The organism is Pseudoclavibacter sp. CFCC 11306 (genome assembly GCF_008831235.1).
Classification (GTDB): Bacteria; Actinomycetota; Actinomycetes; order Actinomycetales; family Microbacteriaceae; genus Pseudoclavibacter_A.
Genome location: NZ_WBKF01000001.1, coordinates 146,469 through 159,594 on the forward strand (window position 1 = coordinate 146,469; position 13,126 = coordinate 159,594).

At 65.0% G+C, this 13,126-nt stretch carries 10 protein-coding genes and 1 tRNA gene; 8 read left to right on the forward strand and 3 right to left on the reverse strand.

Features of this window, described 5'->3' with window-relative positions:
• Nucleotides 1-58 precede the first annotated feature (58 nt).
• Nucleotides 59-1,996: a recombinase family protein gene (locus tag F8O09_RS00635; RefSeq protein WP_158053605.1), complete on the forward strand. Its 1,938-nt coding sequence runs from the start codon at nt 59-61 to the stop codon at nt 1,994-1,996.
• Here F8O09_RS00635 and F8O09_RS00640 read toward each other — a convergent pair.
• Nucleotides 1,959-2,035: transfer RNA gene (locus F8O09_RS00640), tRNA-Pro, on the reverse strand. The two genes, F8O09_RS00635 and F8O09_RS00640, sit on opposite strands and share 38 nt — an antisense overlap.
• A 158-nt stretch (nt 2,036-2,193) precedes the next feature.
• Here F8O09_RS00640 and F8O09_RS00645 point away from each other — a divergent pair.
• From F8O09_RS00645 to F8O09_RS00655, 3 genes are all read left to right on the forward strand, one after another.
• Complete coding sequence (locus tag F8O09_RS00645) at nt 2,194-2,733, forward strand: FHA domain-containing protein (protein WP_158031634.1); 540 nt, start codon at nt 2,194-2,196, stop codon at nt 2,731-2,733.
• Nucleotides 2,733-3,470, forward strand: a complete 738-nt coding sequence (locus F8O09_RS00650; protein ID WP_158053606.1) for a MerR family transcriptional regulator — start codon at nt 2,733-2,735, stop codon at nt 3,468-3,470. The genes F8O09_RS00645 and F8O09_RS00650 overlap by 1 nt, the downstream gene beginning before the upstream one ends.
• A gap of 167 nt (nt 3,471-3,637) precedes the next feature.
• A complete protein-coding gene (locus F8O09_RS00655; protein WP_158031866.1) occupies nt 3,638-4,189 on the forward strand; it encodes a MerR family transcriptional regulator in 552 nt (183 codons plus the stop codon).
• A gap of 76 nt (nt 4,190-4,265) precedes the next feature.
• Here the strand turns inward: F8O09_RS00655 and F8O09_RS00660 are convergent, their stop codons facing one another.
• Nucleotides 4,266-5,117 (reverse strand): ParA family protein, encoded by an 852-nt coding sequence (locus tag F8O09_RS00660; protein WP_158031632.1) that lies wholly within the window; start codon nt 5,115-5,117, stop codon nt 4,266-4,268.
• 143 nt (nt 5,118-5,260) lie between these two features.
• Between F8O09_RS00660 and F8O09_RS00665 the strand changes: the two genes are divergently transcribed.
• Both F8O09_RS00665 and def read left to right on the forward strand, forming a co-directional pair.
• Nucleotides 5,261-8,692: a pyruvate carboxylase gene (locus F8O09_RS00665; RefSeq protein WP_158053607.1), complete on the forward strand. Its 3,432-nt coding sequence runs from the start codon at nt 5,261-5,263 to the stop codon at nt 8,690-8,692.
• A 1-nt stretch (nt 8,693) separates the two neighbouring features.
• Nucleotides 8,694-9,185: a peptide deformylase gene (gene def / locus F8O09_RS00670; protein WP_158053608.1), complete on the forward strand. Its 492-nt coding sequence runs from the start codon at nt 8,694-8,696 to the stop codon at nt 9,183-9,185.
• A 39-nt stretch (nt 9,186-9,224) separates the two neighbouring features.
• Here def and F8O09_RS00675 read toward each other — a convergent pair whose 3' ends face one another.
• A complete protein-coding gene (locus F8O09_RS00675) occupies nt 9,225-10,736 on the reverse strand; it encodes an LssY C-terminal domain-containing protein (protein ID WP_158053609.1) in 1,512 nt (503 codons plus the stop codon).
• Between the two features lie 112 nt (nt 10,737-10,848).
• On the opposite strand from F8O09_RS00675, the gene F8O09_RS00680 reads away from it, so the two are divergent.
• Both F8O09_RS00680 and F8O09_RS00685 read left to right on the forward strand, forming a co-directional pair.
• Entirely contained in the window at nt 10,849-11,538 is a 690-nt protein-coding gene (locus F8O09_RS00680) for a lysophospholipid acyltransferase family protein (RefSeq protein ID WP_158053610.1), read from the forward strand.
• Nucleotides 11,539-11,672: 134 nt separating this feature from the next.
• Nucleotides 11,673-13,010: a class II 3-deoxy-7-phosphoheptulonate synthase gene (locus F8O09_RS00685; protein ID WP_225732910.1), complete on the forward strand. Its 1,338-nt coding sequence runs from the start codon at nt 11,673-11,675 to the stop codon at nt 13,008-13,010.
• Nucleotides 13,011-13,126: the final 116 nt, after the last annotated feature.

Genomic DNA, 13,126 nt, shown 5'->3' on the forward strand with positions numbered 1-13,126 from the left:
ACCAGACAGAACACACCATAAGAACCAACACAGGTGGGCAGAACAGGAGAACTACCTCATGACACACCTCGAACACTCCGACGCTCATCCCGAATGCTCCAGCGTCCACCCCCAATCTGGCGGGCAGCCTGTGGAAAACCCCGTCGGCCCGGCGCAGAAAGGGCTGGACTCTTTACCGGAAAGAAGGGTCAATGGTGACATGGCATACGTAACATCACCACGAGCGCAGGGAAGCCCCGAAGTGGGCATGGACCCGATGTCGGCGATCGCGCAGGCGTTTGCCCCAAAACGGGCAGTGACCTACTTGCGCGTCTCGACAAAAGAGCAGGCGACCCGCGGCGGACGAGACGAAGGGTTCTCCATTCCCGCTCAACGAGACGCAAACAAGAAGAAGGCACAGTCACTCGGCGCGTTCATCGTCAAGGAATTCATCGACCCAGGGGAGTCCGGTACAAGCATCAACAGGCCCGGGCTCAAGGAGATGATCGCCTACCTCAAAGAAGAGGGAGACACCATTGACTACCTTGTCGTGCATAAGGTCGACCGTCTGGCGAGAAATCGTGCTGACGACGTCTACATCAACAGCATTCTCGACGAGCTCAACATCAGGCTGGTATCTACCAGCGAGAATATCGACCAGTCTCCTTCAGGGCTGCTCGTGCACGGCATTATGTCATCTATCGCGGAGTTCTATTCGAAGAACCTCTCCAACGAGGTCAAGAAAGGCATGGCGCAAAAGGTGCGTGGAGGCGGGGCAGTGGGACGTGCGCCGATCGGCTACCTGAACGCTCGCGAAGTCGTGAACGGGCAGGAGAATCGCGCGGTCGTCCTTGACCCCGAGCGTAGCTCGCTCATCCACTGGTGCTTCGAAGCGTACGCCACAGGAAACTGGACACTCGCTGGCATGGCAGAAGAACTGACCGCGCGTGGTCTCAGGACGGTGGCTACCGCCCGTGTCCCCTCCAAACCAATCTCCCCGCAGTATCTGCACAAAGTACTCATCAACGAGTTCTACATGGGCAAGGTCAAGTACCGTGGGGCACTGTACAACGGGCAGCACACACCGCTTGTAAAACCGGAGGTGTTCGACCAAGTCCAGGTCATCCTCAAACTCCACGCCAACGGCGAACGAACACGGGTGCACCCGCACTACCTCAAGAGCCAAGTCTTCTGCGGGATCTGCGGCGAACGCCTCATCGTCACGCACGCCACGTCTCGGAGCGGGGACGTCTACCCGTACTTCCTCTGTGCGGGCCGTCACGCCAAACGCTCACGCACCTGCAACTTCCGCGCCACCCTCATCGACCAGGTCGAAGAAGAGATATGCAAGGTATTCGATCAGATCACGATCAGTGCAGAAGCACGAGCACGGTACGAGCAGCTTGCAGATGAACAATTCCTGAAGCTGAAGAGCTCACAGCAGCAGGAGCTCGACGACTACACGCGTACCCGCGAAGCTATAGAACGAAAACGCCACAAGCTCCTTGAGGCCCACTACGCAGACGCGATCTCCATCGACATCCTCAGGCAAGAGCAAACGAAGCTCGATCATGAACTTCAGCAAGTGGACCGCCGCATCGGCGCGTTGCAACAGGACCTGGCCGAACAGCAGCGCACCGTCCATCAGGCGCTTGACTTCGCTCAGTACTGTGGAGCGGCCTACCGGGCTGCCGATGAACAAATGAAACGCCTGCTGATCCAGCTCTTCTTTGACCGCCTCTACATCTTCCCCGAGGACAACGACCAACCGCTCACCGTTATAGGGCACTTCGAGAAACCGCTCGACTGGGTCTATGCCAGCCCAGTCACGAGCCGTGCGCGACATCTCCCAGAGCAGGGGAGCGCCGCCACCCCAGACAACGAAAAAGGCGAGCTGACCGGAAAATCCGGCCAACTCGCCTGTTCAGTAACAACCACCGCATCCGTCCTTCATGTCGAAGGTTTGAATACGGCCTATTTGGTCGGGCTGACAGGATTTGAACCTGCGACCCCTTGACCCCCAGTCAAGTGCGCTACCAAACTGCGCCACAGCCCGTCATCCATTTCGTGGACAACCCCACCCATAATACACATGCGCACGGGTGCATCGGTACGCACATGCCTGAGGGTGCGTAAATCGGCACGACACGCCGCGCCCACACCTTTCATTGATCGACTAAAGTGGTCAGCAGATTGTGTTGAGAGGAGGGATGAATGAGCGCAGACCAAGATCTGGGGCAGCAGCATCCCGAGAATGATCCCCAAGAGCCGGCCACGCGAGTGCAGCCGGTCGTGAATCTCTCGACCGAAGATGAGACCCTCACCTTCACCGGCACGTTCGCGCAGAAGCTGCTTGCGACTGGGGCGATTCAGATCGGCGTCGGCACCGAAGAGCTCGAGGCCATCGCCTCGCTGCCTGCTGGGTCGGCACTGCTGATCGTGCGCCAGGGGCCCAATGTCGGGTCGCGTTTTCTGCTTGACTCCGACGTGGTGACGGTCGGCCGTCACCCGCACGCCGACATCTTCCTCGACGACGTGACCGTGTCGCGTCGTCATGCGGAGTTCCGTCGCACAGGCACCGGTGCCGCCGTCGGCTACGACGTCGTCGACCTCGGGTCGCTGAACGGCACGTACCTCAATGGCACTCGCATTGAGAGTGCGCATCTCGAAGACGGCGCAGAAGTGCAGATCGGCAAGTTCCGACTCACCTACTACCCGTCACGTCGCGATCTGCTCACAGGCGAGAACGGCTGATGGGGCAGGCTGCACGCAGGCACATCGACCACTCGGCGGCTGCACAGTCAGCACCCGAGTCAGGCGATGACGCCCAGAAGCTGTTGAGCATCGGCCAGGTGCTCACTCGACTGGTCTCAGAGTTTCCCGACGTCACCCCGTCGAAGCTCCGCTTTCTCGAAGAACGCGGTCTGGTCTCGCCGCAGCGCACCGAATCCGGGTACCGCAAGTTCGGCCCCGCAGACGTCGACCGTCTGCGCCTGGTGCTGAGCCTGCAGCGCGATCACTACCTGCCGCTCAAAGTCATCCGCCAGTATGTCGACGAGATCGACGCGGGGGAGTCCCCGATGCTTCCGGGCATCGCGCATCCGCTCAGCGCACTCGACCACCAGGCCGACCAGCAGGCGTACTCGCGAGCCGAGCTCATCGAGATCACACACGCCGACGCACAGCTGGTGCGCGACGCGGTCTCGGTCGGTCTGCTGCCCACAGGGTCGCGCTTCGACCAGAAGGCTCGCGAGGTGCTGACCCTGCTGGTCTCGCTCAAAGAGCGCGGCATCGAGCCCAGACATCTGCGAGGCGTGAAGGCCTCGACCGATCGTGAGATCGGGCTCGTCGAGGGCGCGATCAGTGGCTTCCGCCGCGATGTGCCAGAGGCTCGTGCCCAGGCGGCGAACGTCACCGCCGAGGTGGTCGAGGCACTCGTCGACCTGAAACGCACTCTGCTTGAGCGAGCGGTTCAACAGCTCGACAGCTGATTCAAGTCTCACGTGAACGTTGAGACTTCGACACGCCGACGAGAAAGCCTCGTCTTCAGTCTTCGAGCGGGGTGCGGCTGGTAATGTGACTCACAGATCGCGCACAAGCTGCGGTCGTCACAGCCCCCTCGAAGGAGTCGTTCATGACTGATGAACAGCACCCAGATATGCCGGATGCGCAGCTTTCGTCAGTCGACGACCCTGAACTTTCTGACGTGCTGTTCACCGATGGCATTCCCGGGCTCGACCGAGACCGTGGTTACCGTGGTGCCGTCGCAGCGAACGCCGCCGGCATCAGCTATCGACAGCTCGACTACTGGGCACGTACGGGCTTGGTGAAGCCCACGATTCGCGGCGCACACGGGTCTGGCACTCAGCGTCTGTACGGCTTTCGCGACATCCTCACGCTCAAGCTGGTGAAGCGTCTGCTCGACACGGGCATCTCGCTGCAGCAGATTCGCGTCGCCGTCGAACAGCTGCGCGATGCGGGCATTCAGGACATGACGCAGATCACTCTGATGAGTGACGGCGGCGGCGTGTACCTCTGCACCTCGAACGACGAGGTCATCGACTTGGTGAGTCGGGGCCAGGGCGTGTTCGGCATCGCCGTCGGCAAGGTGCTGCGTGAAGTCGAAGACAATCTAGTGACGATCGGTGCGACTGAGACGCACGTCGACGAACTCGCCGAACGCCGCCATCGCCGCCGCTCAGCTAGCTGAGCCGCCGCGTCCCTGCCTCAGCGGAGAAGAGCCAGCTCAAAATAGGGGAGTGGCCGCCCGCGCTGACCGCTGAGGGTCAGTGAGTCTTCTTCTCGGCTGCCTTGGCAGCGGCTTTGCGACCGGCATGCCCACGAGCCTGCGGGTGACCGTCGACGGCCTGCTCGAACACATCGAACACCTGGTCGAACTGTGCGGCCATCTTCTTGCCCGACTCGCTCGGCCAGGAATGCACCGGCCGCGCTGAGCCCTGAGCCTGCTGCAGGCTGGCCCGCTCGGGCAGACGCACGTCGAGCAGCTGGCGCGGGTAGAGCTGTTCGAGCTCTGAGATGCGGAACTCATGCTCGATCGACTGTTTGCGAAAGCGGTTGACCAACACGCCGAGAGGCTTCACCGGCACCTGTTGATCGAGGCTGAGCTCTTCCATGGCCTTGAGCGCGCGGCCCACGGCTGAGACGGCGAAGAGGCTCGGCTCGGCGATGAGCAGCACTCGGTCGCTGGCGAGCCAGGCGTTGCGGGTGAGCGAGTTCAGCGACGGCGGGCAGTCGATGATGACGACGTCATAGGCGTCTTCGAGCAGCGCGAGCGCCTCGTCGAGCTTCCAGAGATCGCGTGGGCGAGGGGCGGGCACGTCGAACTCGATGGTTCGCGGCGAGCCGACCATGACGTCGACTGACAGTGTGCGGTCTTCTGTCCAGGCGCTCGACACGATCGCGCGACGCACGACGTCGGGCGACGGGTTCTTGAGCACGTCTGCCACGGTCAGCGCCGACCCGGGGTCGACGGCCAGACCGGTGGTCAGATCTGTCTGGGGGTCGATGTCGACGACCAGGGTGCGCTTTCCGCGCGCCAGGGCCGCTGAGGCAAGACCGAGGGCGACGGTGGTCTTTCCGACCCCGCCTTTAAGAGAGCTCACACTGAGTACGTCCACGACCATCTACGCTACCCGGTAGAGCGCGACTCTGCACAACCGTCTCGGTTCTGACCGTCGGCTGGGCGTGTGAACTGGGCGTGTGAGCGGGGCGCGGCAGCACGGTACAATCGTGCAAACGACTCGCGATGTGGGGAGACCAATTGTTCAAGAAGATCCTGGTGGCCAATCGTGGAGAGATCGCCGTTCGTGCGTTCCGGGCCGCATTCGAGCTCGGTGCGAAGACGGTCGCGGTCTTCCCCTACGAAGACCGACACTCCATTCACCGGCTGAAGGCCGATGAGGCCTACCAGATCGGTGAGGCGGGGCGCCCGGTGAAGGCCTACCTCGACATCGACGAGATCATTCGCGTCGCCCTCGAATCGGGTGCCGACGCGATCTACCCGGGCTACGGCTTTCTCTCTGAGAACCCCGGGCTGGCCCGCGCTGCCGCCGAGAACGGCATCACCTTCATCGGGCCCGGTGCGGATGCGCTGGAGCTGGCCGGCGACAAGGTCAACGCCAAAGAGGCGGCGATTCGTGCGGGTGTGCCGGTGCTCGCATCGACGCACGCCAGCAGCGACCCGGATGAGCTGGTCGCGCTGGCAGACGAGATCGGCTTTCCGCTGTATGCCAAGGCCCTGGCCGGTGGCGGCGGTCGCGGCATCCGCAAGGTCGACACCGCCGAAGAGCTGAAGCCCGCACTCGAACAGGCCATGAGCGAGGCCGGTAATGCGTTCGGCGACTCGCGCATGTTCCTCGAGCAGGCCGTGCTGCGTCCGCGTCACATTGAGGTGCAGGTGCTCGCCGACCACAGCGGCTACACGGTGCACCTCTTCGAGCGCGACTGCTCGGTGCAGCGCCGCAACCAGAAGGTCGTCGAGATCGCTCCGGCGCCGAACATCACCGCAGAGCTGCGCGAGCAGCTGACCACGGCGGCCATCCGATTCGCCAAAGAGATCGGCTACGTCAACGCCGGCACCTGCGAGTTCCTGGTCGAGACCGTCGGCGACCGCGCTGGCACGCCGGTCTTCATCGAGATGAACCCGCGCATCCAGGTCGAGCACACCGTGACCGAAGAGGTCACCGACGTCGACCTCGTGCAGACCCAGATGCTCATCGCGGCCGGCGCCACGCTGCCAGAGCTCGGTCTCTCGCAAGACCGCATCAGCATCCACGGGGCGGCGCTGCAGACCCGCATCACGACCGAGAACCCGGCCGAGAACTTTCGGCCCGACACCGGCCGCATCAGCACGTACCGTTCGCCGGGCGGTGCGGGCGTGCGCATCGACGGCGGCACCACCGCGGCCGGTGCGCAGGTCAGCCCCTACTTCGACTCGATGCTCGCCAAGCTCACCTGCCGAGCCCGTGACTTTCCGTCGGCCGTGCGCCGTGCCCGTCGTGCTCTCGCCGAGTTCCGCATCCGCGGGGTCTCTACGAACATCCCGTTCCTGCTGAACGTGCTCGCAGAGCCCGACTTCATCGCCGGCGATCTCAGCACGCACTTCATCGACGAGCGGCCCGAGCTGTTCGACATGCGCAAGTCGAAAGACCGCGGCACCAAGCTGATCACGTGGCTCGCCAACGTGACGGTGAACAAGCCCTGGGGAGAGCGCCCCGCAGGGCTGGTCGACCCGACGCAGAAGCTGCCGCAGACCATCGACACCAATGTCGTGCCCGACGGCGCGAAGCAGCTGCTCGACCAGGTGGGGCCGCGCGCCTTCGCCGAGGCGCTGCGCAACGACACCCAGCTGCGCGTCACCGACACCACGTTCCGCGACGCCCACCAGTCGCTGCTGGCGACGCGCGTGCGCACCAAAGACCTGCTCGAAGCCGCGCCGTACGTCGCAGCCGCTGCGCCGGGTCTGTGGTCGGTCGAGGCCTGGGGCGGTGCCACCTACGACGTCGCGCTGCGCTTCTTGGGCGAAGACCCGTGGGAGCGTCTCGACAAGCTGCGCGTCGCGCTGCCCAACATCCCGCTGCAGATGCTGCTGCGCGGTCGCAACACCGTCGGCTACACCCCGTACCCGACCAAGGTCACCGACGCGTTCATCGAAGAGGCGGTGAAGGGCGGCGTCGACGTGTTCCGCATCTTCGACGCGCTCAACGACATCAACCAGATGCGCCCGGCGATCGAGTCGGTGTTGGCGACCGGCACCGCGGTGGCCGAAGGCGCGCTGTGCTACACCGCCGACCTGCTCGACCCGCGCGAAGACCTCTACACGATCGACTACTACCTGCGTCTTGCCGAGCAGATCGTGCAGTCGGGCGCCCACGTGATCGGCATCAAAGACATGGCCGGTCTGCTGCGCCCCGAGGCCGCACGTCAGCTCGTCACCGCGCTGCGGCGCGAGTTCGATCTGCCTGTTCACCTGCACACGCATGACACGCCCGGCGGTCAGCTGGCGACGCTGCTGGCCGCCAGCGAGGCCGGTGTGGATGCGGTGGACGTCGCCGCAGCACCGCTCGCAGGAACGACCAGCCAGCCGTCGTTCTCGGCCCTGGTCGCCGCGCTCAGCCACACCGAGCGCGACACCGGCTTCGACCTCAATGCGATCAGCGATCTCGAGCCGTACTGGGAGGCCGTGCGGCACCTGTACCGACCGTTCGAGTCGGGGCTCGATGCGCCCACCGGCCGCATCTACCGCCACCAGATTCCCGGCGGGCAGCTGACGAACCTGCGGCAGCAGGCCATCGCCCTCGGCCTGGGCACCAAGTTCGAGGTCATCGAAGACAACTACGCGGCGGCCAATCGCATCCTCGGTCGCCCGCCGAAGGTGACCCCGTCGTCGAAGGTGGTCGGCGACCTCGCTCTGCACCTCGCGGCCGTCGGTGCCGATCCCGACGACTTCGAGGCGCATCCCGAGAAGTACGACGTGCCCGACTCGGTCGTGAAGTTCATGGCCGGCGAACTCGGCGATCTGCCGGGCGGGTGGCCTGAGCCCTTCCGCTCGAAGGTGCTCGCCGGGCGCGAAGTGCACCTCACCGAGACCGAGCTCACCGAAGATCAGGAGCGTGCGCTCGAGGGCGACTCCGCGTCGCGTCGTCGTCAGCTGAACCACCTGCTGTTCCCGGGGCCGGCCGACGACTTCGAGAAGTTCCGTCAGGACTACGGCGATCTGTCGACGCTTGACACCGAAGACTATCTGTACGGCTTCGAAGCGAACAAAGAGCACGCGGCGCAGCTCGACAAGGGGCTGCGACTCTACACCGCGCTTTCGGCGATCGGCCCGGCCAACGACAAGGGCGAGCGCACCGTCATGGGCGTGCTGAACGGTCAGCTGCGACCGGTCACCGTGCGCGACGAGTCGATCAAGGTGCAGACCGAAGAGGCCGAGCGCGCCGACGTCAGCAACCCGAACCAGGTGGCCGCTCCCTTCGCGGGGGTTGTCACTCTCAAGGTCAAGCCGGGCGACACCGTCTCGGTGGGCGAGCCGGTGGCCAGCATCGAGGCCATGAAGATGGAGGCGAACATCGCCGCCGGCGCCGACGGCGTCGTCGAGCGCGTCGTCTTCGACGGGTCGCGCCAGGTCGAGCCCGGCGACCTGCTGCTGGTGATCGCTCCGAGCACGGTGACGAACGTGGCAGGGGAGTGACGTGGCGGTTCGCGACATTCGCCTCTACGGCGATCCGGTGCTGCGCCAGCCCACCGAACAGATCGACCACATCGATGAGCACGTGCGCCAGCTGGTGCAGGATCTCATCGACACGGTCAAACTGCCCGGGCGGGCCGGCGTGGCCGCGCCGCAGATCGGCGTGAGCCTTGCGGCGTTCAGCTACAACGTCGACGGCGAGGTCGGCTACCTGCTGAACCCTCGCATCGTCGAGCTTCGCGAGCCGATCGTCGAGATTCAGGAGGGCTGCCTGTCGGTGCCCGGCCTGTGGTTCGACACACCGCGGTACAGCTGGGTGCGTGCCGAGGGCATCGACCTCGACGGCAATGCCGTGACGCTGGAGGGTGACGGGCTGATGGCCCAGGCGCTGCAGCACGAGATCGATCACCTCGGCGGCACGGTCTATCTGCACCGGCTGCAGGGCGAGACCCGGCGTGCTGCCATGCGCGAGGTGCGCGCTCAGCCCTGGTTCTGACCGGGCCTCTGCCGCAGCACCATCAGCCGCATCGCATTCTCAGGCAGCTGCGGATGCGATGCGTGCTCTGCGCCGCTCTCGACGCGTCGTCGCGTAGGCGCGAGCGGGTCGTCCGCTCAGCGCGATCAGAATCAAGATGTTCAGAGTCACCGTCATCAGCGTCGAGAAGTCGGACAGCAGGGGCAGCCCCGCAGCATGGCTCGCGAAAGCGAGCAGCGTCGACAGTGTGGCGAACACCAGCACGACCATGCGGGCGAAGTCAGAGCCGCGCAGCACCAGGATGGCGAGCAGCGCGGTCACGGCCGCGATGGCCAGCCCCAGCAGCACCAGCACCCAGCGCACGTCAAAGGCCTGGGGCAGCGTCGCCGCATCGACGCCGACGTCGGCGACGAGCTCATGCACGTCGGCGTCGGGCAGCAGCGCGCCGCTGACCATCAGCACCAGAGACCCCAGTGCGCGCAGCATCAGCACGGCCGCACCGAACGTGATCGTCACGGGCCGACCGTGACGCCGAACCTCTTCGAGGGTCGACTGTTCGCCTGAGTCGTCATCGAGCAGCTCGAACGCCGGTCGCTTCAGTCGAGCCGCAGCTCTTGCCGCAGCCCGTGCCGAGTGCGCAGGCACGGCATCCGCTGCACGGTCCTGACGTGCACCGGGCAGCCAGGCCGCAGCGTCAGACGCCTCGACGACACCCTGCCCGGCGAACGGTTCGACGCCGTCGTCACGCAGATCGATGATCGGCAGATCGCCGTCGGTGCGAATGGAGTCTCCGCCGCCGTTGCGGGAGTGATAGCCGGTCGAGAAGTCTCGCAGCACGTGAACGGTCACGTCGTCGTCGGCGCCGAGCACGCTCGCCACGATGTGGTCGCGCTCGATGTCGGTGTTCTCGTCGATCTTGTGCGTGACCTGCAGGGTGAACAGCGAGAGCCCGACCGCACGGTCGAAGGTGCCGGCCGCGAGCCAGTCGACGCGGTGGCCCCCGGGCAGCAGCCAGTCGGGCGGGCAGCGCCAGAATCGTACGTGATGCCGCTTGGCGGGGTTGCCCTCGACCTCCTGCTGATAGGCGAAGTCCTGCTGCCTGCCGAAGAGGAACAGCGGGCTCACGGGCGCCTCGCGATAGCTGCGTCGAGACAGCGTCGAGGTCACGATGCGGATGCTCGAGCGCAGCCCGAGGTCGTCGGCGCGCGTCCAGCCGGCCGCGTCCATGATCTGATGCAGACGCTGCTCGTCGCCCATCAGCGCCAGGTTCACGGGGTCGCCCAACAGACCGTCGCTGGTGCGGGTGCGGCCGATGAAGTAGTCGGGCACGTAGATCGAAGTGAGGATGCGATGCAGTCGGGGCAGCGCGAGGTAGGCGATCAGCACCCAGAACACGATGGCGACCAGCGCACCCCACCAGCCGGTGTCGAGCGAGTCGGTGAAGAGCGTGAATGCGAGCCAGAACGTGGCCACGGCGGCGAAGACGAAGAAGAATCCGTCAAGCAGCCTGGCGATTCTGGTGCGGTTGCGCACCAGCGCGGTCGAGCGCGTGCGGAGGGTCCGGATATCCATGTTCCCCTTTCGGACTGCTGCGCACGGTTCACTGACGGGCACCGTGCCATGCGCCGTGTTGCGCCCAGACCCCCAGACTATCCCGGTAGACTGGCCCACTGGAGGTTTCACCGTGCTCTACTGGCTGCTCAAATGGGTGTTCATCGGCCCCTGGCTGCGACTGTTCTTCCGCACTGAGGTGCGCGGTCTTGAGAACATCCCAGACCGGGGCCCTGTCGTGCTCGTCGGCAATCACCTGTCGTTCATCGACTCAATCATCATGCCGCTCTTCGCGAAGCGCCCGGTGCGCTTCTTGGCGAAGAGCGAGTACTTCACCGGCAAGGGCATCAAAGGGTGGTTCACCCGGGTCATGATGAAGGGCACCGGTCAGCTGCCCATCGACCGCAGCGGCGGCAAAGCGAGCGAGGCCTCGCTCAACACCGGTCTGCGCGTGCTCTCTGAAGGTCATGTGCTGGCGCTCTATCCCGAGGGAACGAGAAGTCCGGACGGCTATCTCTACCGTGGCCGCACGGGTGCCGCCCGCACGATTCTCGCCGCAGGCTGCCCCGTCGTGCCCGTCGCAGTGCGCAACACCGACAAGATGATGCCGATCGGCGCCAAATGGCCGAAGCGTGTGCCGCTGGCCGTCATCGCCGGGCCAGCGCTCGACTTCACCCGCTTCGCGGGAATGGAAGGCGATCGATTCGTGTTGAGATCGATCACAGATGAGATAATGCACGAGCTGCAGATGATCAGCGAGCAGGAGTACCGCGACGTGTACGCGTCGAGCGTGCGCCACCGTCTCGCCGCAGCTCAGCAGTGATCCCGCGGCGACGCGGAACCGCCGACCCGACGCACCTTGCATCGAGCCGACAGCACCAAATGATTGGGGAACGCCACGTGAATGCCAATATCACCGACCAGCAGCCGGTCGTCAGCGACACGGTCGCACAGTCGCTGCTGGCCGAGCTCGACGCCGCAGAGCAGCTGCCTGCGAAGCAGCAGCCGTCGTGGCCTGATTCGGCTGCGCTCGCGGATGCTCGGGCGACGCTGAGCGCGCTGCCTCCGTTGGTCTTCGCTGGTGAGGCTGATGCCCTGCGTGACCGTCTGGGGGCGGCAGCCCGAGGCGAGGCATTCGTGCTGCAGGGCGGCGACTGCGCCGAGACCTTCGAGGGTGCCACCGCTGACAAGATCAAGGATCGCGTCAAGACGATCCTGCAGATGGCGGTCATTCTGACCTACGGTGCGTCGGTGCCCGTCGTGAAGATGGGGCGCATGGCCGGTCAGTTCGCGAAGCCGCGCTCGAAAGACACCGAGACGCGCGGCGACGTCACACTGCCCGCGTTCCGCGGTGAGATCGTCAACGGCTACGACTTCACTCCGGAGTCACGTGAGGCAGATCCGCAGAGACTGGTGCAGGCGTACCACACCTCGGCTTCGACGCTGAACCTGATTCGGGCCTTCACCCAGGGCGGGTTCGCCGATCTGCGCGAAGTGCATCGCTGGAACCAGGGCTTCGCACGCAACCCGGCCAACTCCCGCTACGACGAGATGGCTCAAGAGATCGACCGGGCCATCAAGTTCATGGCCGCCTGCGGCGCCGACTTCGACGATCTCAAACGCGTCGACTTCTACGTGGGCCACGAGGGGCTGCTCTTCGACTACGAGCGCCCGCTCACACGCATCGACTCGCGCACCGGGCTGGTTTACGACACCTCGGCGCACTTCCAGTGGATCGGTGAGCGCACCCGCGGGCTCGACGACGCACACATCGAGTACTTCTCGAAGATCCACAATCCCATCGGCGTCAAGCTCGGCCCGACGACCGACCCCGACGACGCGCTTCGTCTGATCGACCGACTCGACCCGGATCGCATCCCCGGTCGTCTGACCTTCATCACTCGTATGGGCGCCGGCCGCATTCGCGAGGCGCTGCCGCCGCTGCTCGAGGCAGTCAAGGCGAGCGGCGCTCAGCCGCTGTGGATCACCGACCCCATGCACGGCAACGGCATCACCACTGAGACCGGCTACAAGACTCGTCGGTTCGATGACGTGGTCGACGAGGTGCGCGGCTTCTTCGAGGCGCATGCGGCAGTCGGAACCGTTCCAGGAGGCATCCACGTGGAGCTCACCGGTGACGACGTCACCGAGTGCCTGGGCGGCGTCGAACAGATCGACGAGGCCGGGCTGGCCACTCGCTACGAGTCGCTCTGCGACCCGCGTCTGAACCACCGGCAGTCTCTGGAGCTCGCGTTCCTGGTGGCCGAGGAACTCAAGAAGTCTCACTCCGCCTGACCGACGCTGACGGGTGTGGCTCACTGCGAGTCGCACTCGTCAGCACCCGCGTCAGTGCGCCTCGTGGTTCGCGGTGCTGCTTTTGCGCTGGCGGGGACCTCGACCCTCGGCCGTCG

What these genes read in the sequence shown, in the direction of transcription:
- F8O09_RS00635 (WP_158053605.1), top strand. Translation starts at nt 59, where the DNA reads ATGACACACCTCGAACACTCCGACGCTCATCCCGAATGCTCCAGCGTC.
- F8O09_RS00645 (WP_158031634.1), top strand. Translation starts at nt 2,194, where the DNA reads ATGAGCGCAGACCAAGATCTGGGGCAGCAGCATCCCGAGAATGATCCC.
- F8O09_RS00650 (WP_158053606.1), top strand. Translation starts at nt 2,733, where the DNA reads ATGGGGCAGGCTGCACGCAGGCACATCGACCACTCGGCGGCTGCACAG.
- F8O09_RS00655 (WP_158031866.1), top strand. Translation starts at nt 3,638, where the DNA reads ATGCCGGATGCGCAGCTTTCGTCAGTCGACGACCCTGAACTTTCTGAC.
- F8O09_RS00675 (WP_158053609.1), bottom strand. Translation starts at nt 10,736, where the DNA reads ATGGATATCCGGACCCTCCGCACGCGCTCGACCGCGCTGGTGCGCAAC.